This window comes from Rhizobium sp. Leaf371, from assembly GCF_001424045.1.
Lineage (GTDB): Bacteria > Pseudomonadota > Alphaproteobacteria > Rhizobiales > Rhizobiaceae > Ferranicluibacter.
This window is the reverse complement of sequence record NZ_LMQB01000024.1, coordinates 179,655-198,224: the sequence shown is the minus strand read 5'-3', so window position 1 is coordinate 198,224 and position 18,570 is coordinate 179,655. Positions and strand designations below refer to the sequence as shown.

Annotated in this window: 24 protein-coding genes; 20 read left to right on the top strand and 4 right to left on the bottom strand. The window is 65.1% G+C overall.

Features of this window, described 5'->3' with window-relative positions; genetic code table 11:
- Positions 1-9: 9 nt before the first annotated feature.
- The 6 genes from ASG39_RS15075 (at position 10) to ASG39_RS15050 (ending at position 5,012) form a co-directional block, all read left to right on the top strand.
- On the top strand, positions 10-834 hold the full coding sequence (locus tag ASG39_RS15075; protein ID WP_062595791.1) for a TIGR00282 family metallophosphoesterase: 825 nt from the start codon (positions 10-12) through the stop codon (positions 832-834).
- 122 nt (positions 835-956) lie between these two features.
- Positions 957-1,211: a BrnT family toxin gene (locus ASG39_RS15070; protein WP_062595790.1), complete on the top strand. Its 255-nt coding sequence runs from the start codon at positions 957-959 to the stop codon at positions 1,209-1,211.
- Positions 1,198-1,494 (top strand): BrnA antitoxin family protein, encoded by a 297-nt coding sequence (locus tag ASG39_RS15065; protein ID WP_062595789.1) that lies wholly within the window; start codon positions 1,198-1,200, stop codon positions 1,492-1,494. Before ASG39_RS15070 ends, ASG39_RS15065 begins: the two co-directional genes overlap by 14 nt.
- A gap of 112 nt (positions 1,495-1,606) precedes the next feature.
- Positions 1,607-2,464: an MBL fold metallo-hydrolase gene (locus tag ASG39_RS15060; RefSeq protein WP_062595788.1), complete on the top strand. Its 858-nt coding sequence runs from the start codon at positions 1,607-1,609 to the stop codon at positions 2,462-2,464.
- 106 nt (positions 2,465-2,570) lie between these two features.
- A complete protein-coding gene (locus ASG39_RS15055; protein WP_062595787.1) occupies positions 2,571-3,317 on the top strand; it encodes a YebC/PmpR family DNA-binding transcriptional regulator in 747 nt (248 codons plus the stop codon).
- A gap of 237 nt (positions 3,318-3,554) precedes the next feature.
- Positions 3,555-5,012 carry a diguanylate cyclase gene (locus ASG39_RS15050; RefSeq protein WP_062595786.1) on the top strand — a complete coding sequence of 486 codons (1,458 nt, stop codon included), beginning with the start codon at positions 3,555-3,557 and terminating at the stop codon, positions 5,010-5,012.
- A gap of 7 nt (positions 5,013-5,019) precedes the next feature.
- Here the strand turns inward: ASG39_RS15050 and ASG39_RS15045 are convergent, their stop codons facing one another.
- The gene (locus ASG39_RS15045; protein WP_062595785.1) at positions 5,020-6,018 is read right to left on the bottom strand and encodes an LLM class flavin-dependent oxidoreductase; all 999 of its coding nucleotides are present in this window, start codon (positions 6,016-6,018) and stop codon (positions 5,020-5,022) included.
- A gap of 149 nt (positions 6,019-6,167) precedes the next feature.
- On the opposite strand from ASG39_RS15045, the gene ruvC reads away from it, so the two are divergent.
- The 9 genes from ruvC (at position 6,168) to ASG39_RS15000 (ending at position 11,129) form a co-directional block, all read left to right on the top strand.
- A complete protein-coding gene (gene ruvC, locus ASG39_RS15040) occupies positions 6,168-6,692 on the top strand; it encodes a crossover junction endodeoxyribonuclease RuvC (protein WP_062595784.1) in 525 nt (174 codons plus the stop codon).
- A gap of 59 nt (positions 6,693-6,751) precedes the next feature.
- Complete coding sequence (ruvA, locus tag ASG39_RS15035) at positions 6,752-7,369, top strand: Holliday junction branch migration protein RuvA (protein WP_062595783.1); 618 nt, start codon at positions 6,752-6,754, stop codon at positions 7,367-7,369.
- A gap of 75 nt (positions 7,370-7,444) precedes the next feature.
- Complete coding sequence (locus tag ASG39_RS15030; RefSeq protein ID WP_062595782.1) at positions 7,445-7,723, top strand: AbrB/MazE/SpoVT family DNA-binding domain-containing protein; 279 nt, start codon at positions 7,445-7,447, stop codon at positions 7,721-7,723.
- Positions 7,720-8,121 (top strand): type II toxin-antitoxin system VapC family toxin, encoded by a 402-nt coding sequence (locus ASG39_RS15025; RefSeq protein ID WP_062595781.1) that lies wholly within the window; start codon positions 7,720-7,722, stop codon positions 8,119-8,121. The genes ASG39_RS15030 and ASG39_RS15025 overlap by 4 nt, the downstream gene beginning before the upstream one ends.
- A complete protein-coding gene (gene ruvB / locus ASG39_RS15020) occupies positions 8,118-9,158 on the top strand; it encodes a Holliday junction branch migration DNA helicase RuvB (RefSeq protein WP_062595780.1) in 1,041 nt (346 codons plus the stop codon). Before ASG39_RS15025 ends, ruvB begins: the two co-directional genes overlap by 4 nt.
- Complete coding sequence (locus tag ASG39_RS15015) at positions 9,159-10,025, top strand: metallophosphoesterase (protein WP_062595779.1); 867 nt, start codon at positions 9,159-9,161, stop codon at positions 10,023-10,025.
- Positions 10,025-10,534 carry an NUDIX hydrolase gene (locus ASG39_RS15010; protein ID WP_062595778.1) on the top strand — a complete coding sequence of 170 codons (510 nt, stop codon included), beginning with the start codon at positions 10,025-10,027 and terminating at the stop codon, positions 10,532-10,534. Before ASG39_RS15015 ends, ASG39_RS15010 begins: the two co-directional genes overlap by 1 nt.
- A gap of 65 nt (positions 10,535-10,599) precedes the next feature.
- Positions 10,600-10,815, top strand: coding sequence for a DUF2945 domain-containing protein (locus ASG39_RS15005; protein ID WP_062595777.1), 216 nt, complete (start codon positions 10,600-10,602; stop codon positions 10,813-10,815).
- A complete protein-coding gene (locus tag ASG39_RS15000) occupies positions 10,815-11,129 on the top strand; it encodes a hypothetical protein (protein ID WP_062595776.1) in 315 nt (104 codons plus the stop codon). The genes ASG39_RS15005 and ASG39_RS15000 overlap by 1 nt, the downstream gene beginning before the upstream one ends.
- A gap of 25 nt (positions 11,130-11,154) precedes the next feature.
- Here ASG39_RS15000 and ASG39_RS14995 read toward each other — a convergent pair whose 3' ends face one another.
- From ASG39_RS14995 to ASG39_RS14985, 3 genes are read right to left on the bottom strand one after another with little or no spacing between them, the layout of a single operon-like run.
- Positions 11,155-12,093, bottom strand: a complete 939-nt coding sequence (locus tag ASG39_RS14995) for an NAD-dependent epimerase/dehydratase family protein (protein ID WP_156468157.1) — start codon at positions 12,091-12,093, stop codon at positions 11,155-11,157.
- Entirely contained in the window at positions 12,090-12,932 is an 843-nt protein-coding gene (locus tag ASG39_RS14990; protein ID WP_062595774.1) for a glycosyltransferase, read from the bottom strand. Before ASG39_RS14990 ends, ASG39_RS14995 begins: the two co-directional genes overlap by 4 nt.
- On the bottom strand, positions 12,929-14,149 hold the full coding sequence (locus ASG39_RS14985; RefSeq protein WP_062595773.1) for an NAD-dependent epimerase/dehydratase family protein: 1,221 nt from the start codon (positions 14,147-14,149) through the stop codon (positions 12,929-12,931). The genes ASG39_RS14990 and ASG39_RS14985 overlap by 4 nt, the downstream gene beginning before the upstream one ends.
- Positions 14,150-14,337: 188 nt before the next feature.
- Between ASG39_RS14985 and ybgC the strand changes: the two genes are divergently transcribed.
- From ybgC to ASG39_RS14960, 5 genes are all read left to right on the top strand, one after another.
- A complete protein-coding gene (gene ybgC / locus ASG39_RS14980) occupies positions 14,338-14,769 on the top strand; it encodes a tol-pal system-associated acyl-CoA thioesterase (protein ID WP_062595998.1) in 432 nt (143 codons plus the stop codon).
- 141 nt (positions 14,770-14,910) lie between these two features.
- Positions 14,911-15,945, top strand: a complete 1,035-nt coding sequence (locus tag ASG39_RS14975; protein WP_156468156.1) for a glycosyltransferase family 1 protein — start codon at positions 14,911-14,913, stop codon at positions 15,943-15,945.
- Positions 15,946-16,211: 266 nt separating this feature from the next.
- Positions 16,212-16,931 (top strand): protein TolQ, encoded by a 720-nt coding sequence (gene tolQ, locus ASG39_RS14970; protein WP_062475077.1) that lies wholly within the window; start codon positions 16,212-16,214, stop codon positions 16,929-16,931.
- Between the two features lie 21 nt (positions 16,932-16,952).
- Positions 16,953-17,408, top strand: coding sequence for a protein TolR (tolR, locus tag ASG39_RS14965; RefSeq protein ID WP_062595771.1), 456 nt, complete (start codon positions 16,953-16,955; stop codon positions 17,406-17,408).
- 9 nt (positions 17,409-17,417) lie between these two features.
- Entirely contained in the window at positions 17,418-18,530 is a 1,113-nt protein-coding gene (locus tag ASG39_RS14960; RefSeq protein WP_062595770.1) for a cell envelope integrity protein TolA, read from the top strand.
- The last annotated feature ends 40 nt before the right edge of the window (positions 18,531-18,570 follow it).

Sequence of the window (18,570 nt, the reverse complement as noted above, 5' to 3'; positions counted from 1 at the left end):
CGATCTGACATGAGACTTCTGTTCCTCGGCGACATGGTGGGCAAGACGGGCCGGACGGCCGTCTGGGAGAAGCTTCCGGGCCTCGTCTCCGACCTCAAACTCGACTTCGTCATCGTCAATGGCGAGAATGCGGCCGGCGGCTTCGGCATCACCGAGGATATCTTTCTGGAAACGATCAATGCCGGCGCCGATGTCGTCACCACCGGCAACCATGTCTGGGACCAGAAGGAGGCGGTGACCTTCTGCCAGCGGCACGACCAGTTCCTGCGGCCGGCCAACTATCCCGCCGGCACGCCCGGCCGCGGTTCCGGCCTCTATTTCGCCCGCAACGGCGCGCGCGTCCTCGTCGCCAACATCATGGGCCGCGTGTTCATGCATCCCGAGCTCGACGATCCCTTCAAGTCGGCCGAGGCCATTCTCGCCGCCTGTCCGCTGAAAGAGCAGGCGGATGCGATCGTGTTCGATTTCCATGCCGAGGCGACCAGCGAAAAGCAGTGCTTCGGCCATTTCGTCGATGGCCGTGCCAGCTTCGTCGTCGGCACCCACACCCATGTTCCCACCGCCGACCACCAGATCCTCAACGGCGGCACTGCCTATCTGTCCGACGCCGGCATGTGCGGCGACTACGACTCATCGCTCGGCATGGAAAAGGAAGAGCCGCTCAACCGCTTCATTTCCAAGATGCCCAAGGGCCGCTTCGAAGCGGCCTCCGGCCCCGCCACCCTCTGCGGCGTCGGCGTGGAGATCTCCGACCGCACCGGCCTTGCCGAAGCCATCGCCCCCTTGCGCATCGGCCCGCGCCTTTCGGAGACCGTGCCGTCGTTCTGGGCGTGAGGGTGCGGATCGGTCAGTCGTTATACATTAGGCACGCATCATATTGACATCATCCGCTCCGGCGCGTTTTCTGGTCTCCATCGAGAACGCTTGGCGGGCTGGCGGAGTGTGTTACGATATCCATGCGGATCGTGTTCGACGAGATCAAGCGGCAGAGCAATATCCGGAAGCACGCGCTGGATTTCGGAGATCTAGACGCATCCTATTTTATGCGTGCGATCATCGTTCCGGCGAAACAGGCCCGGATGCTGGCCATCGCGCAACACGAGCATGTCATCACGGCCGTGGTCTTCTCGCCTCTTGGCACGGAGGCGATCTCGATCATCTCCTTCCGTCTGGCGAGCAAGAAGGAAAGGGCAGTTCATGAGCAAAGCTAGGAAAATCCTGTGGCCTGTCAGAGAGGCTGACGAAGCCGAGATTCAGAAGAAGATCGCTTCCGATCCGGATGCTCCAGAAGCCACGGATGAAGAGCTTGCGCAAGCGCGCCCCTTTGCCGAGGTCTTCCCCGATCTCGCCGAGAGCATCCGGCGGGCCGAAGCGGAGCGGGAAGCGTCCAGGGAACGCGTCGATCTCGACGGCGATGTGGTGGCCAAATTCCGAGCAACCGGCGAAGGCTGGGAAGAGCGGATCAATCAGGTGCTGCGCGCCGCCAAGCTCTGACCGCACGCCCTGCAATGACGCGATTGTGACGCAGTGCCCCTTTACCCCACCCTGCCTGCGCATATCCTGATCCGACCGCCGAACACGCGCCGAACCGGGGTCAGGGTGTCCCATGCTGCGATCTGCCGCTTTCGCCTGCTGTTTCTTGACGTCCGTCGCGGTTTTCGCGCTGTCCTCGATTGCCCGGGCGCAAGCGCCGCAGCGGCCGGCCGTCAGCCAGTGCCAGGCCATCGCGCAAACCCTGCCGGATGCCGGTTTCGTCCGCCTGGCGAGCGCCGGTCCCTTCGCACCGCCGCTGCAGCCGGCGGCCCTGCGCGACCAAACGGTCGCGATCACCTTTCTCGGGCACTCCACCTTCCTCATCGAAACGCCGGAGGGGGTGACGATCGCGACCGATTATTCCGGCTTCCACCGCCCGGCGCAGCCGCCTTTGGTGGCGACGATGAACAAGGCGCATTCCACCCATTACACGCTGACGCCGGGGCCCGAGATCGCCCATGTGCTGCACGGCTGGGGCGACAATGGCGCTGCGGCCGACCACGACCTCGTCGTCGGCGACGCCTATATCCGCAATGTGCCGACCGATATCCGCGCCGGCTCTGGCGGCGCGATGGAGCCGGACGGCAATTCGATCTTCATCTTCGAGGTCGCGGGTCTCTGCATCGGGCATCTCGGTCATCTGCATCACGAACTCGCCGAGACGGATTATGCGGAAATCGGCCGTCTGGATGTCGTGATGGTGCCCGTGGATGGCGGTTTGACCATGGGCGCGGAGAGCATGGTGCGCGTCGTCAGCCGGTTGCGCTCGGCGCTGATCCTGCCCATGCACCGGCGCGGCCCGCCCGTCGAGAGCTTCCTCGGTCTCTTCGGCCCCGGCTTCGACCGGGCGACGGCCGACAGCGCCACCGTCACCGTCTCTCTCGCGACCTTGCCGAAGAAGCCTCTGATCATGGTTCTCCAGGGGCTTTGAGGCTGTCTGCCCACGATGAGCCGGACAACAGGCTGGACGAACCGGCCGGATGAAATTATAAGGCGGCCCGATCCCATCATCGGCAGAGTTTATCCAAGAGGGCGCCATGGCCGGCCATTCACAGTTCAAGAACATCATGCACCGCAAGGGCCGACAGGACGCCGTGCGGTCAAAGATGTTTTCCAAGCTTGCGCGCGAAATCACCGTCGCCGCCAAGGCCGGCCTTCCCGACCCCTCGATGAACGCCCGTCTGCGTCTCGCCATCCAGAATGCCAAGGCGCAGTCCATGCCGCGCGACAATATCGAGCGCGCCGTCAAGAAGGCGTCCGGTGCCGATAGCGAGAACTACGACGAAATCCGGTACGAGGGCTACGGCCCGGGCGGCGTCGCCGTGATCGTCGAGGCGCTGACCGACAATCGCAACCGCACCGCCTCCAATGTCCGCTCGACCTTCACCAAGGCCGGCGGGGCGCTGGGGGAAACCGGTTCGGTCTCCTTCTCCTTCGATCGTGTCGGCGAAATCACCTACAAGGCCGACGTCGGAACGGCGGATGCCGTGATGGAAGCGGCCATCGAGGCCGGTGCCGAGGATGTCACCAGCGACGAGGACGGCCACACGATCATCTGCGGCTTCGAGGATATCGGCGAGGTCTCCAAGGCGCTGGAAGCGACGCTCGGCGAAGCCGAGACCGTGAAGGCGATCTGGAAGGCGCAAAACAGCGTTCCGGTCGATGAGGAGCGGGCAGAATCGCTGATGAAGCTCATCGATACGCTGGAAGACGACGACGACGTGCAGAACGTCTACGCCAATTTCGAAGTGTCCGACGAGGTCATGGCCAAGCTGTCGGCCTGATCCGCAGGTTGCACATTGCGGGTTTCGCCGATTGTTTTTGGTGTATGCCTGCGTCTGTGCTAACTTTATCGTAAGACCTGTCCGTCAGCATGCGGCCTGTCCGCTGCTGCCGGCGCCTCGTTATGATCGAGGCCTCTCTCGCATCGGTTGATGGATCGGCGGAAGCGCAGTCGTGCGTCCGGCGCACGGCGTTCGTGCGGGTCCCACCTGAAAGCTGGATTGGAAAGCGGGCCGGGATTGCGCTTCGTTCACCTCAAACTCGTCGGGCCGGCCATTGGCGGCATCGCCCTTTTCATCGCCGCCATGGCGACGGTGCCCTATTATGGTGCAGCCCGGATCGATGGCGAGGCACGGGTTCAGCAGGAGACGCTGGTCAAGCGCAATCTCGCGCTCTGGATCGCCGATATCGAGTTCGCGCTGACCTCCTGGACCATCTGGGACGAGGCGATCGCCAAGCTCGACACGCAGTTCGACTTCGAATGGACGGATCGCAATATCGGCGCGTCCCTCACCGGCACTTCGCGGACGCGCTTTACCGCGGTCCTCAAGCCCGACGACAGCATTCTCTACACTCGGACCGACGAAACGGTCGCGTTGCGGCCATTCTTTTCGAGGGGCGCCGCGCGAATCGTTGCGGATACCGGGTCGCTGGTCGCCGAGGTGCGCAGGCGCGAGACGGCGCCGAAGGCGCCGGGCATTCCCCAGCCCATTTCAACGAGCCGGATCGAGGTTATCGGGCAGGATGCCGTGCTTTTGTCAGCCAGCCTGTTCCAGCCGGATTTCGGCACGACGCGGCTGAAAGGCGATCGGGCGCCTGTGCTCATCACCGCCATGCCGATCGGCAGCAGCCTTCAGGATTTCTTCGGAACGCGGTTCCTGCTCGACGACGCCCGCGTTAGCCGTTTGACCGAGGTCGCGCCCGAGCGGGCCCGCACCGAAATCGCCGTCGGTCCGGATGGCGAGGTGCAGGTCCTCTCCTGGCGGCCGCCGACGCCGGCCCGCGACATGCTCTACCAGGCGATGCCGCTGATCCTGACGATCTTCTTCGTGCTGATGGCCGGCGGCATCCTTCTCCTGCGCATCTCGCAGACGACCGCCCAGATGCTGGTCACGCGCGAGCGCCAGATGGCGCATGCCGCCACGCATGACGTGCTCACGGGCCTTGCCAACCGGGCGCTGCTCGACAGAACCTATGACACGGAGGTGGACAGAGGCACGCTCGTCGTCGCCTGCCTCGATCTCGACGGGTTCAAGGGCGTCAACGACACCTATGGTCATGCGATCGGCGACGATCTGCTGCGCGCGGTCGCATCGCGGCTTCGTGCCACGGCGCGAAAGGAGGACAGGCTTTTCCGTCTCGGCGGCGACGAGTTCGCAATCCTCATGCCGTCCATCACCCTGACCGAGGCTGAGGCCGCGTGTCTGCGTCTGGGAGAGGCGCTGTCGGCACCGATGTATCTGCCGGGCGCCTATCCGCCGGGACACCGGATCGAAATCGCCGCCTCGTTCGGGCTCTGCCAGGTCATGGATGGATCGACCACGTGCGATGCCGCGTTCCGCGCGGCGGACGATGCGCTCTACACGGCGAAATCGCTCGGGCGCGGCCGGGTCGTCATCGGGCAAAGCCCCGACCGGGAAACGCCGGGCGCGGCCACGGGCGATCTGCGCCGCATGGCCGCCAGCCTGCGCGGCTGAGCCGGCATCAGGCTGCGGCGGCAAGCTCCTGCCGCGCTTCCGCAAAACGGCGTACCGATTTCAGACGGGCATCCATGTCGAAGACGGGCATGGAGATGATCAGCTCGTCCGCGCGCGTATCGGCCAGGAACGCCTGCGTCTTGCGGCGCACCGTCTCCGGGCCGCCGACGATCGCATAGCTCATCGCGTGATCGACGAAGCCTTTTTCCGATGCGTTCCAGAGGCCGTCCATGCTGTCGACCGGCGGCGGGAACTGGCCCCGCGCGTTGCGCCGCAGCGCCACGAAGGATTGCTGCATCGAGGTGAAGAGACGGCGCGCCTCTTCGTCCGTATCCGCCGCCACGCCCATGATGCCGACCATGGCATAGGGCTTGTCGAGAATGGCGGAAGGCTCGAAACGCTCGCGATAGATCTCCAGTGCCGAAAACAGCATGTCCGGCGCGAAATGCGACGCGAAAGCAAAGGGCAGGCCGAGCATGCCGGCGAGCTGCGCGCTGTAATGGCTGGAGCCGAGCAGCCAGATCGGAACGTTGGTGCCGGCACCGGGCGTGGCGATCACCTCGCCCTCGCGCGGCATGCCGAGCAGCCCCTGCAATTCCACGACGTCGTTCGGGAAGGAATTGGCGCTGCCTTCCATATGGCGCCTGAGTGCCGCCGCCGTGCGCATGTCCGTGCCCGGCGCGCGGCCGAGGCCGAGGTCGATCCGGCCGGGATAGAGCGCTGCGAGCGTGCCGAACTGTTCGGCGATGACGAGCGGCGCGTGGTTCGGCAGCATGATGCCGCCCGATCCCACGCGGATCGTCTTCGTTCCCGCCGCCACATGCGAGATGACGAGCGCGGTCGCCGCACTGGCAATGCCGCTCATCCCGTGATGTTCCGCCAGCCAGAACCGTTCGTATCCGGCGCGCTCCGCCTCCTGCGCCAGGCGCCGGGAGTTGTCGAGCGCCTGCGAAACGGTGCTGCCCTGCGTGATGGGCGACAGGTCGAGAATGGAAAAGGGGACCATGGCGAGCGGCCTTCAATTGATGAATATCCTTGTCATGTAAGAGGGCTCAGCGGCAAATCCAAGGGCAGGGCGTTGACGGGTCTTGCCGATGTTTTTGTTTTGTTCACATTTTGCTGGCAGCGTCCGGGTGCAAAGGCTAGGATGATTTCATGCAATCCACGATTCGCATTATCGGTATCGATCCCGGGCTCCGGCGCATGGGGTGGGGCGTGATCGACACGCTGGGCAACACGTTGCGCTTCGTGGGTTCCGGCACGATCCTGTCGGATGGCGATGCGGATCTCGCCTCGCGTCTCTGCCAGCTGCATGACGGGCTTGCCGACGTCCTTCATCTCCACAAGCCGGACGAAGCGGCCGTCGAGCAGACCTTCGTCAACAAGGACGCGGTGGCGACGCTGAAGCTCGGACAGGCGCGCGGCATTGCCATGCTTGTGCCCGCCCGCGCCGGTTTGAGGGTCGCGGAATATGCGCCCAATGCGGTCAAGAAATCCGTGATCGGCGTCGGCCATGGCGAAAAACAGCAGATCCACATGATGATCAAGGTTCTGATGCCGAAGGCGACCTTCAAGGGCAACGATGCCGCCGATGCGCTGGCCATTGCCATCTGCCACGCGCACAATCGCCAGAGTTTCGCGGGCAGCCTCGCCCATCGCATCGCGGCGGCCACCGCGTAACGGTTCCGGCGTGAGAGATCGCCTGTAAGTTATCGTTTTTCACTCGGGGACCGACGCGGATGATTGGCAAGTTGAAGGGCACGATCGACGAGATCGGCGACGACCATGTGGTGATCGACGTCCACGGCGTCGGCTATGTCGCCTATTGCTCGGCGCGCACGCTCGGCAAGCTCGGCTCGGCCGGCGAGGCGGCTGTGCTGTTCATCGAGACCTATGTCCGGGAAGACCAGCTGCGCCTGTTCGGCTTTCTTTCCGCGCTGGAGCGCGAATGGTTCCGGCTGCTGCAGAGTGTGCAGGGCGTCGGCGCCAAGGTGGCGCTTGCCGTTCTCTCGGTTCTCACGCCCGGCGAGCTTGCCAATGCCATCGCGCTTCAGGACAAGACGTCGATCTCGCGCGCCCCGGGCGTCGGCCCCAAGGTCGCGGTGCGCATCGTCACCGAGCTGAAGAACAAGGCGCCGGCTTTTGCCGGCGAGGCCGCGGCCGGCATCGGCTTCAAGCAGGAACTCGGCGAAGGCGCCGTGCCCGCGCCGGTGGCCGACGCCGTCTCCGCCCTCACCAATCTCGGCTATTCCCGCGACCAGGCCGCCAACGCCATCGCCGCGGCCCTGCGCAACGGCGGCGAGGGGGCGGATAGTGCCAAGCTGATCCGGCTCGGGCTGCGGGAGTTGTCGCAGTAGTCGTCCACTCTTGGCCAAATTCCTCCTGTTTCCGGTTGGTCTGACAAATGCTATTTTGTCGGAAAGGAGCATCTTATGACGAAAATTCTGACCATGACGGCAAAAGGCCAGATCACGATTCCGAAAGAAACGCGCGAAGCTCTCGGTCTCAGAGCGGGCGACCAACTTGTATGGAGCGTTTTGGGGAACGAAGTCGTGATAACACCCAAGAATATCGACTTTCGCGAGCTTGCTGGTCTCCTGGGTGATCCGCCTGCTGGCAAAGCGTCTCTTCAAGAGCTGGATGAGGCTGTTATGGAGGCCGCCGGTCAGCATGTGTCCGGCATTGGGAACATGAGGGATGATGCCGCATGAGGCGATGCGGTATCGACACGAACGTCATTTTGCGCCTGATCGTCAATGACGACGCCGAACAGCGTCGCCTTGCTCTTCGGTTCAGCGAGCAGATGGGCGATACCTTCGTCGGCCATCTCACCCTCATTACGCTGATCGAATTGGACTGGGCGCTCCGCTCACGCTACGGATATTCCCGGGCAGACGTTGCCGAGGCCATCGGCAAGCTGCTTCGCGTGCGCGGTTTGTCTGTCGAGTCCCATGATCTCGTCGTGTTCGCCTTGAAACTGATGCGTGGAAAGTCGGATTTTGCCGATGTCCTCATTGCTCTCAAGTGTCGCGAAGCTGGATGTGAGAAGACCGTGACCTTTGACCGGACGGCTGCCAGCCTCATCCCCGGAATGGAACTCCTCGCATGATAGACGACGACCGCCTGATCGCTCCCGAAAAACGCGGCGAGGATCTCGATACCGCGCTTCGGCCGCAGTCGCTGGACGAGTTTACCGGCCAGGCGGAGGCGCGGGCCAATCTGAAGGTCTTCATCGAGGCGGCCAAGCACCGCGGCGAGGCGCTGGATCATGTGCTGTTCGTCGGCCCGCCCGGTCTCGGCAAGACGACGCTCGCGCAGATCATGGCGAAGGAACTCGGCGTCAATTTCCGCTCGACCTCGGGCCCCGTCATCGCCAAGGCCGGCGATCTCGCGGCGCTCTTGACCAATCTCGAAGAGCGCGACGTGCTCTTCATCGATGAAATCCACCGCCTCAATCCGGCGGTCGAGGAAATCCTTTATCCCGCCATGGAGGATTTCCAGCTCGATCTCATCATCGGCGAAGGCCCGGCCGCGCGATCGGTCAAGATCGACCTGTCGAAATTCACGCTGGTCGCCGCCACCACGCGGCTCGGGCTGCTCACCACGCCGCTGCGCGACCGGTTCGGCATTCCCGTGCGGCTCAGCTTCTACACCGTCGAGGAACTGGAGCTGATCGTGCGGCGCGGCGCGCGGCTGATGGGACTGGCCATCACCGACGAGGGTGCGCGCGAAATCGCCCGGCGGGCGCGGGGAACGCCGCGCATCGCCGGCCGGCTCTTGCGCCGGGTGCGGGATTTCGCGCAGGTCGCCCGGGCCGAGGCCGTGACGCGGCAGATCGCCGACGAGGCCCTGACGCGGCTGCTCGTGGACAATATGGGCCTCGACCAGCTCGACAAGCGGTACCTCAGCATGATCGCGCTCAATTTCGGCGGCGGTCCCGTCGGTATCGAGACGATCGCGGCGGGCCTGTCGGAGCCGCGCGATGCGATCGAGGATATCATCGAGCCCTATATGATCCAGCAGGGCTTCATCCAGCGCACGCCGCGCGGCCGCGTTCTCACGGTCAATGCCTGGAAGCATCTCGGCCTCGTGCCGCCCAAGGATCTCGAGGCGTCGCAATTCCGCCTGTTCCAGGAGGACGAGTGAGTGCTGTCCCGGCGCGGGTTCATCAAGACCTTCGGCGGGTTCGTTGTTGCGGTCCTGTCCACGGTCGCCTATGGCATCGGCATCGAGCCGCGCGGCCGGCCGCGCGTCGTCAGCCATAGGATCGTGCCGCCCGGCTGGCCCGAGGGGTTGCGGCTGCGGCTCGTGCTGATCAGCGACATCCACGCCTGCGATCCCTATATGCCGGCGTCGCGCGTCGCCGAGATCGCCCATCAGGCAAACGGGATCGGCGGTGACATGATCCTGCTTCTCGGAGACTTTCTCTCCGGCATGGAATTGGGGTCGCTGGTGCCGCCCGAGGCCTGGGGCGAGGCGTTGCGGCCCTTGCAGGCGCCGCTCGGCGTTCACGCCATTCTGGGCAATCACGATTGGCTGGACGATCGCCGGGCCATGCAGACCGGCCGTCCCGGCGTCGTCAAGGACGTTCTCGATCGTCTCGGCGTGCCGCTCTACGAAAACCGGGCCGTGCGTCTCGAAAAGGATGGCCATGCCTTCTGGCTGGCCGGCCTGGCGGATCAGTTGCTGCCGGCGCGGGGCCTCGACGATCTCGCGGGAACGCTGGCGCGCGTCACGGACGAGGCGCCGGTCATCCTCATGGCGCATGAACCCGACGTCTTCCCGACCGTTCCCGCGCGCGTCGCGGTCACCCTGTCGGGCCACACCCATGGCGGACAGATCCGCCTGTTCGGCTATTCCCCCTTCGTTCCCTCCCGTTTCGGCAGCCGCTATGTCTATGGCCACATCGTGGAAGAGGGGCGCCATCTCGTCGTGTCCGGCGGGCTTGGAACATCCGCCATTCCCGTCCGGCTCGGTTCGCCGCCGGAAATAACCGTCGTGGAGCTCGGCTGATGGTGAAGCGCAAGATGGTCCGGCTCGATGCCGGCGACAGACGGTTCAATTTCCGCATCGCCGGGCTCGGCTTTCGCGACGGGCACGTGCTCGTCCATCGGGCTGTGCACGAGACGTTCTGGACCTTTCCGGGCGGTCGCGCCGAAATCGGCGAGACCTCCGAGGCGACGCTGCGGCGCGAGATGCAGGAGGAACTGGGCGTCGATGTCGCGGTGGGGCGGCTTTTGTGGACGGTCGAGAACTTCTTCCGCTACGAGGCGCGCGACTATCACGAGATCGGCTTTTACTATCTGATGACGGTGCCGCCGGTCTTTCCCTTCCACGCGAGCGAGATCGTGCATCGCAACCGCGACGGCAAGAACGATCTCGAATTCAAATGGGTGCCCGCCACCGTCGCCGCGCTCCGCGCGCTCGACATCCCGCCCTATTTCATCGCCGAGGAGATCGAGGCGCTGCCCGAGACCAGCCGGCACGTCGTCTGGCACGATGGCAATCTCGACCGCGACTGACGGAACCGGTTTCCCGCGCGCGCATTTCGTCCAAGCGACCGACCGTCGCGTCAGAGGAGCGAGCGATGAAGAAATTTACGAAGGGCACCACCGTTTCCTGGAAATGGGGGCAGGGCACGGCAGAAGGCAAGGTGGACGAGAGCTTCACCGAGGATGTCGAACGCACGATCAAGGGCCACAAGATCAAGCGCAAGGCCTCGACCGACGAACCGGCCTATCTCATCAGCCAGGAGGATGGCGCGCATGTGCTCAAGAGCCATTCGGAACTGAGTGCGCACTGATGGCCGGCGATCATGTTCCGCCGGTCGCCGTCGCCAGGCAAGCCGAGAAGGGCCTGACGCTGCGCGAAAAATTCAAGCGCGGCGGCACGCAGATCGGCGTCGCCCGCGCCCGCGACCTCAAGAACCGCACCCATCTTTCGCCCGACACGATCAAGCGCATGTCGAGCTACTTTTCCCGCCACAAGGTCGACAAGCGCGCCAAGAATTTCGGCGACGACGACAATCCGTCCGCCGGCTACATCGCCTGGCTGCTCTGGGGCGGCGACGCGGGACGGGATTGGGTGGAGAAGCAGAAGGAAAAGCTTGAGACGTGAGCGGCAAGTTGTGAGTCGTCGGTCGTCAGTTAGCAGTTTGTGAGAGTGCATCTCCGCTGGCGAGGCGATCGGCAAGCGATGCGATGTCGGCGCGCAGGCGCTTCGTGCCGCCGGGGGTCCAGCCGAGAGATCGCAGTCGCATCGTGTCCATCCGGGCGAAGCCGGAGAGGTCGGCCGGGTCGGGCAGCGGGTGGATGCAGGTCGTCGCCTGCTGGAGTTCCGAAAGGATCTCATGGTGGCTCGTCAGCAGGTCCGAGGCGTTGAACGAGCGGCCTGCGACGAGGGAGGCGTCGGCGGTCAGCAGCAGCAGGATGGCGGCGGCGAGGTCGTCGCCATGAATTTCGGTCCCCACGCGATCCGCGATCGGCCGGCCGGAGAGATAGTCGCGCGCGAGAGTTTCCCATTTGTGTGGCAGGCCGGGCAACAGGCCGTAGACGCCCGTGGCGCGGACGCTTGTCGTGACGAAATCCTCCCCGTCCATGGCGGCCAGTGCCTGCTCCGTCTCCCACTTGACGAGGCCGTAGAGGCTTTCGGGCGCCGGCTCCCTCTCCTCCGTCAGCAGCTTGCCGTCCGGCGGGCGGCCATAGACGGCGCGGCTTGACAGGAAGACGCAGCGCCGCACGCCCGCTTTGCGCGCGGCCGCAAACAGAGCCAGCGAGCCCTCGAGATTGGCACGCCGGAAACCCTCGGGGTCGTCGCCCTCTCCGCCGCGATATCTTCCGGGCACATGCTGGAACGCGGCGTGGACGAAGGCGTCGATCCCGCCGAAATCCGGCGCCGCCGCCGCGGGGTCGAGCGACAGCGGAACGGTCTTGACCTGTCGCGAGAATGAGGTCTGTAAGACGGGCGGGGCGCTTGTCACGGCCCGGACGCCCGCCACCACCTCATGGCCGTGGGCCAACAAATGCTCCACCACGAAGCGGCCGACGATCCCGCTCGCGCCCGAGACCAGCACCCGCATCAGCCCGCCTTCGTGTCCCGGTCGGAAAGATCCGGACCGGGAAGGCTTGCGATGTCGGGAATGTCGGTGCCGTCATGGAAAGCCTGCCAGAGGTCGATCAGCGGTCTCAGCGCCTCGGCCTTCGGATGATCCGCCTCCCACGGCTTTTCATACTGGTAGTGCAGCACGCCGATGGACGGCCAGTCCCAGAGCGCGGGCAGCGCGAACCAGACATATTGCAGCATGTTCATCGTCACCGGCAGGCCGTGCCAGTCGGGAAAGAAGGCCTGGAGAAAACTCTGGTCGGTGCGCGGCCAGAAGGCGTGGGGCCCGTCCAGCCGCTGCAGCATGGCTTGAAACGTCTCCTCCGATGGCGTGGCCACGAAGACGCCGGAGTTCATCCGGTGGAAATCGGCCAGGCTCTCATAGACGTTCGGCGCGGCGCAGAATTCGGGATAGGCAAACAGCCGGTCGATGTTTCGCAGCACCAGCGCATCTGCGTCGATGAAGACGCAGCGCTCGTAGTCCGTCAGCTGCCAGAGGCGCAGCTTGCAGAAATTGTCGAGCGGCGAATGAAAGGCCGGCTTGCGCCCCTTGGTGAAGGGTGCCGCGGCATGGACGTTGCGCCGCGCGTGCCGCTCGTCGAAGGCGTCCGACAGCGGCAGAAGCCCGGTTTCGATCAGCCGCACATCGAAGGCGGCAAGCGCTGCCAGCATCCCGGCCGAGACCGCGGGCGTGTGCAGCACCACGATGTCGGCGCGCGTGCCGGTGCGGCGGATCGAGCGGCACAGCGCCTTTGCGCCCATGGCGTAGTCCGCATTGGTCACCAGCGTGACATAGGCGTGGGCAGCCCCCCCGCTCATGAGACGGATTTCAGCCGGCGCCCTTCCGGATCGTGGACGATCTTCGCGGCGATGTCCTTCGTCCAGGCGGAAACGGCGGGCACGCGGCTGCGATCGACCCGGTAGGCGTATTTCTTCGCGACATCGACGATCTCCGACAGAAGCCCGTCCTTCAGCCGGGTCGGGGCGAGGCCGAGATCGAGGAACTTGTCGTTCCTGACGATCAGCTCGTTCTCCGGCGCTTCCTTGCGCGGGTTCGGCAGCCAGGCGATCTCTGCGCCGGTGATGTCGCAGATCATCCGGGCGAGGTCGCGCACCCGGTGCGTCTCGGTCATCTGGTTGAAGATCTCGACGCGCGATCCGCGCTGGGGCGGGTTCCTCAGCGCCAGCTCGATGCAGCGAACCGAGTCCTGGATGTGGATGAAGGCGCGGGTCTGGCCGCCGGTGCCGTGCACGGTCAGGGGATAGCCGATGGCGGACTGGATGAGGAAGCGGTTCAGCACCGTGCCATAGTCGCCGTCATAGTCGAAGCGGTTGACCAGCTGCTCGTGGCGGCGGGTCTCCTGCGTGTGCGTGCCCCAGACGATGCCCTGGTGCAGATCGGTGATCCGCAGGGCGTCGTTCTTGGCGTAGAACTGGAACAGCAGCTGATCGAGGCACTTGGTCATGTGGTAGATCGAGCCGGGGTTCGCCGGGTAAAGAATTTCCTGGCTCACCGTTTCGCCGCTCTCGGTGGTGATGCCGACCGGCAGATAGCCTTCGGGGATCGCGGCGCCGACGGTCGAATAGCCGTAGACGCCCATCGTGCCCAGATGCACCAGATGCGCGTCGAGGTTCAGTTCCACCAGCGCATTCAGAAGGTTGTGCGTCGCCGACACGTTGTTGTTGACGGTGTAGTTCTTGTGCCGGTCGCTCTTCATCGAATAGGGCGCCGCGCGCTGTTCGGCGAAGTGGATGACGGCGTCCGGACGGTGCTCGGCCAGCCAGTTCTTCAAAAGCTCGTAGTCGCGGCCAAGGTCGATCAGGTTGAAATGGATGCGGCGCCCGGTCTCGGCATGCCAGATGCGCGTGCGCTCCTGGATCGAGTCCATCGGGGTGAGGGACTGCACGCCGAGCTCGGTGTCGATCCAGCGGCGCGAGAGATTGTCGAGAATGTGGATGTCATGGCCCGCCTGCGACAGGTGCAGGGCTGTCGGCCAGCCGATGAAACCGTCGCCGCCCATCACTGCAATCTTCATGACGTCGCCTCCTAGAGAGTTTGGTGTCCCGGTTCGTCCGGCCGCCCGCAACCCGCCTCTCGAACGGATTTTGCGTCTCTCCCGCTGTAATTAGAAATTATGACAGTTGTTCAATGCTTGTCGCGATGGCGTCTTTGCGCCACAACGGCCAAACGGAGACGATAACGGCAGCAAGAGGCGACGGCACGGTGGATTTCTCGATTGCGGGTAGGCTGACGGAAGACGGGCATTCGCTCCGCCAGCGGGTCTATTACGAAGACACGGATTTTTCCGGCCTGGTCTATCACGCCCGCTACCTGCATTTCCTCGAGCGCGGCCGCACCGACTATCTGCGCTGCCTCGGCGTCGAGCAGCGGGCGCTGCTGACGGCGGACGCGGAAGGCCTCGTCTTCGTCGTCCACCGCATGGAGATCGACTTCCGCCTTCCGGCCCGCATGGACGACATTCTGGAGATCCGGACCGTGACGGAGAAGGCGGGTGGCGCCAAGATGGTGCTCGTGCAGCAGATCCTCTGCGACGGGCGCCTGTTGATGGACGCCAAGGTCATCATCGCCGTCATCAACGCCGCCGGCCGTCCGCGCCGCCTGCCGGACGCGCTGGCCCGAAAATTCCTCGCCTGAGGCGGTCCTCGACAAAGGTCGGCCCCGCGCCGTCCGCCCTCTCTCGTCAACGCTAACCGAAGCTTCACGTGCCGATGCTAGGGCATGTCCAGCCGCAGCTAGATCGCTCCGCACACGGGGGAGGGCCATGAGGGGATGTCGATGAAGATAGCCGTCAATGCCAGGGTCACGCAATTCGCCATGGGCGGACAGCAGCGCGTCGCCGCCGAAATCGCGTCCCGCCTCGGGCCCATGACCGAACTCGTGCCGGATCGCCCGCTCGGCGGCATGAAGGCGCATGCCTGGGAGCAGGTCGTGCTGCCGGTGCGCGCCCGCGGCCATCTCCTCTGGTCGCCCTCGGCCACTGGGCCGGTGTCGAAGGCGCGCCAGGTCGTCACGCTCCACGATGTCGCCTTTCTGGATGTGCCCGAATTCTTCTCCCGCTCGTTCACCGCGTTCTACAAGGCGCTCCTGCCGGTGCTGGTCAGGCGCGTCGATCGCGTCGTCACGGTCTCGGCTTTCTCCCGCGCGCGGATCGCGGCGACCCTTGGCATCGACGAGAGCCGTATCGACGTCATCCCGAACGGCGTCAGCCGCCATTTCCGCCCGCACGCGCTGCACGAGATCGCCGCCACCCGCGCCGCACTCGACCTGCCGGCGCGCTACCTGCTGCTGCAGGCCACCTCCGACCGGCGCAAGAACCTGGCCGCGACGCTGCGGGCCTGGGCCATCGCGCAGGCGGCGCTGCCCGACGATATCACGCTCGTCGTCTCGGGAAATCTCGGCCGGGCGCATGTCTTCGGCGATGTCGAGGCCCTTCCCGATGTGCCGCGCACGCGGCTGATCGGCTATGTCGCGGAGGCGCATATGGGGCCGCTGATGGCGGGGGCGGAGGCCTTTCTGTTTCCCTCGCTCTATGAAGGCTTCGGCCTGCCGATCGTCGAGGCGATGGCCTGCAACACGCCGGTTCTGACCGCCGCGGCCACCGCCACGGACGAGATCGCAGGCGGCGCGGCCCTGCTCGTCGATCCCGCGTCCGATGCGGCGATCGCCGAGGGCATCGTCGCGTTGATGCGGGACGAGGGCCTGCGGACCCGGCTTGCGGCGGACGGGCTCAGGCGCGCCCGGGATTTCTCCTGGGACGCCGCCGCCGGGCAGTATCGGACGCTGTTCCGCGCGCTCGGCGCGGATATCTGACGTCCGGCCGTCTCTTCCGCCCGTGGCCAGACCCCCGGTAACACTCCCTTAACCATAATGATGTCTTATCGACCCACGGGATTTTGTGCACTGCACGTCATCCTTTGACCAAGATTACGCGGGAAAGGTTTGCCCGAAGCTTGGATTGCACGTGTGCGATCGGCGGCGGGCTGCCGGGGCGAACTTGAAAACAATGACGTTTGAGCGACCTGGCGTCGAGCATGTGATGGCTCTTGCCGGGCGTCCGGATTCGGGGATTTGAAAGCATGGAACAGGCTGGATTGGCCGCTGTGACCACGGACGTGACCTTGTGGTCTCTTTTCATGGAGGCCGGCTTCGTCGTGAAGCTGGTCATGCTCGGGCTCATGGCCGCCTCGGTCTGGACCTGGGCGATCGTGGTCGACAAGACCATCCGCTATGCCCGCGTCCGTCGCCAGCTCGATAGTTTCGAGCAGGTGTTCTGGTCGGGCCAGTCGCTGGAAGAGCTCTATCGCACGCTGTCGGATCGCCAGACCTCCGGCATGGGGGCGATCTTCGTCTCGGCCATGCGCGAGTGGAAGAAGAGTTTCGAGCGCGGCGCGCGCTCGCCGATCGGGTTGCAGATGCGCATCGACCGGGCCATGGACGTGACGCTGTCGCGCGAATCCGAAGCGCTCGAAGCGCGCCTCGGCTCGCTCGCCACCATCGGCTCGGCCGGCCCGTTCGTCGGCCTGTTCGGCACCGTCATCGGCATCATGACGTCGTTCCAGGCCATTGCCGGCTCGAAGTCCACCAATCTGGCCGTCGTGGCGCCGGGGATCGCCGAAGCGCTGCTCGCCACCGCCATCGGCCTTCTCGCCGCCATCCCCGCCGTCATCGCCTACAACAAGTTCACGGCGGATGCCGGCAAGATCAATTCCCGCATGGAAGGCTTTGCCGACGAGTTCTCCGCGATCCTGTCGCGTCAGATCGACGAAAAGCTGCAGCCGCGCCAGGCGGCTCAATAAGACCGGACGGAGACCGCGACGATGGGTATGGCAGTGGGCGGATCCAAGGGCTCGGGCGGCAGACGCCGCGGGCGTGGACGCGGCGGCAAGGCCGTCATGAGCGAAATCAACGTGACGCCCTTCGTGGACGTCATGCTCGTGCTGCTCATCATCTTCATGGTGGCCGCACCGATGATGACCGTCGGCGTGCCGATCGACCTGCCGGAAACCCAGGCCAAGGCGCTGAATTCCGATACGCAGCCGATCACGATCTCGGTCAACCCGGCCGGCGAGATCTTCCTGCAGGAAAGCCCCATCACCCTCGAAGAGGTCGTGCCGAAGCTCGAGGCCATCGCCAAGACCGGCTACGAAGAGCGCATCTATGTGCGCGGCGATACCAATGCGGACTATGGAACGGTCATGAAGGTCATGGCGCGCATCTCCTCGGCCGGCTTCAAGAACCTGGGTCTCGTGACCCTCCAGGAAACGGACAAGTGAGCCTTTGACATGAAGGGCAGCATCGCCACCTCCGCTGTGCTTCACGGACTGGTGCTCACCTGGGCGCTGGTGTCGCTCGGCAGTCCGAAGCCTCTCGAGGTTGCGGCGGTCGAGTCCGTGCCCGTCGAAATCATCAGCGAGATGAGCCAGATCCAGCAGGGCGACCTCAAGGCGCCGATGGCCGAGAAGTCTGCGCCCAAGCCCTCGCAAAAACCCCAGACCAAGCCCGAGGCCGAAAATGTCGGCGACAACGACGTCGACATGAAGACGCCGCCGAAGCCGGTGTCCAAGCCGATCGAAAACCAGGCCTCCGCCGCCCCGCCGAAGTCGGAGGACGCGCCGCCGTCGCCGGACCCGGTGAAGGAAGAGGTCAAGCCGTCCGAAAAGCCGCCGGCCGAACCGGCCACCGAGGTCGCCGCCCTTCCCGAACCCAAGGAAGAGGTGAAGCCGGACCCCAAGCCCGATCCGAAGCCGCAGCCCGAGGCGAAGGCCGAGCCGACGCCCGAACAGACACCGACGCCGGCCGAGCAGACGCCCGCCGAAAGCCCGGATGCCGCCGCCCTGCCGGAAAACGTGCCGGCCCCGACCGCGCGCCCGAAGGTGGAGCAGACCGCCGCGGCCCAGACCGCCAAGACGCCCGACCGCAAGACGGATGCGGCGCCGAAGGAACAGAAGAAGACGTCGTCCCAGAAGGAAAGCGACTTCAACGCCGACGAGGTGGCAGCCCTCCTCAACAAGACGGACTCGTCGGGTGGCGGCGCCAAGCGCTCGCAGGACAAGGCAGCGCTCGGCGGCAAGAAGACGACGACCGGCAACACGCTGTCGCTGAGCGAGATGGACGCGCTGAAGGGCGCGATCCAGAAGAACTGGTCGATCATCCCCGGCATGGCGGATCTCGAGGGCATGGTGATCACCGTCACCATCCAGCTCGATCCCCAGGGCGAGATCGTCGGCCAGCCCGAGGTCGAAGCGACGGGGGGCACGCCCACCTCGCAGCGCGCCATGATCGGCAGCGCCACGCGCGCCGTGCGCCGCTCCGCACCGTTCAAGCTGCCGGCCGACAAATACGACTCCTGGCAGGAAGTCGTCATCCACTTCGATCCGTCGGACATGCTGCTGTGACCGCCGGCTCTGCGAACACCAACGACATCACACCGGCCAT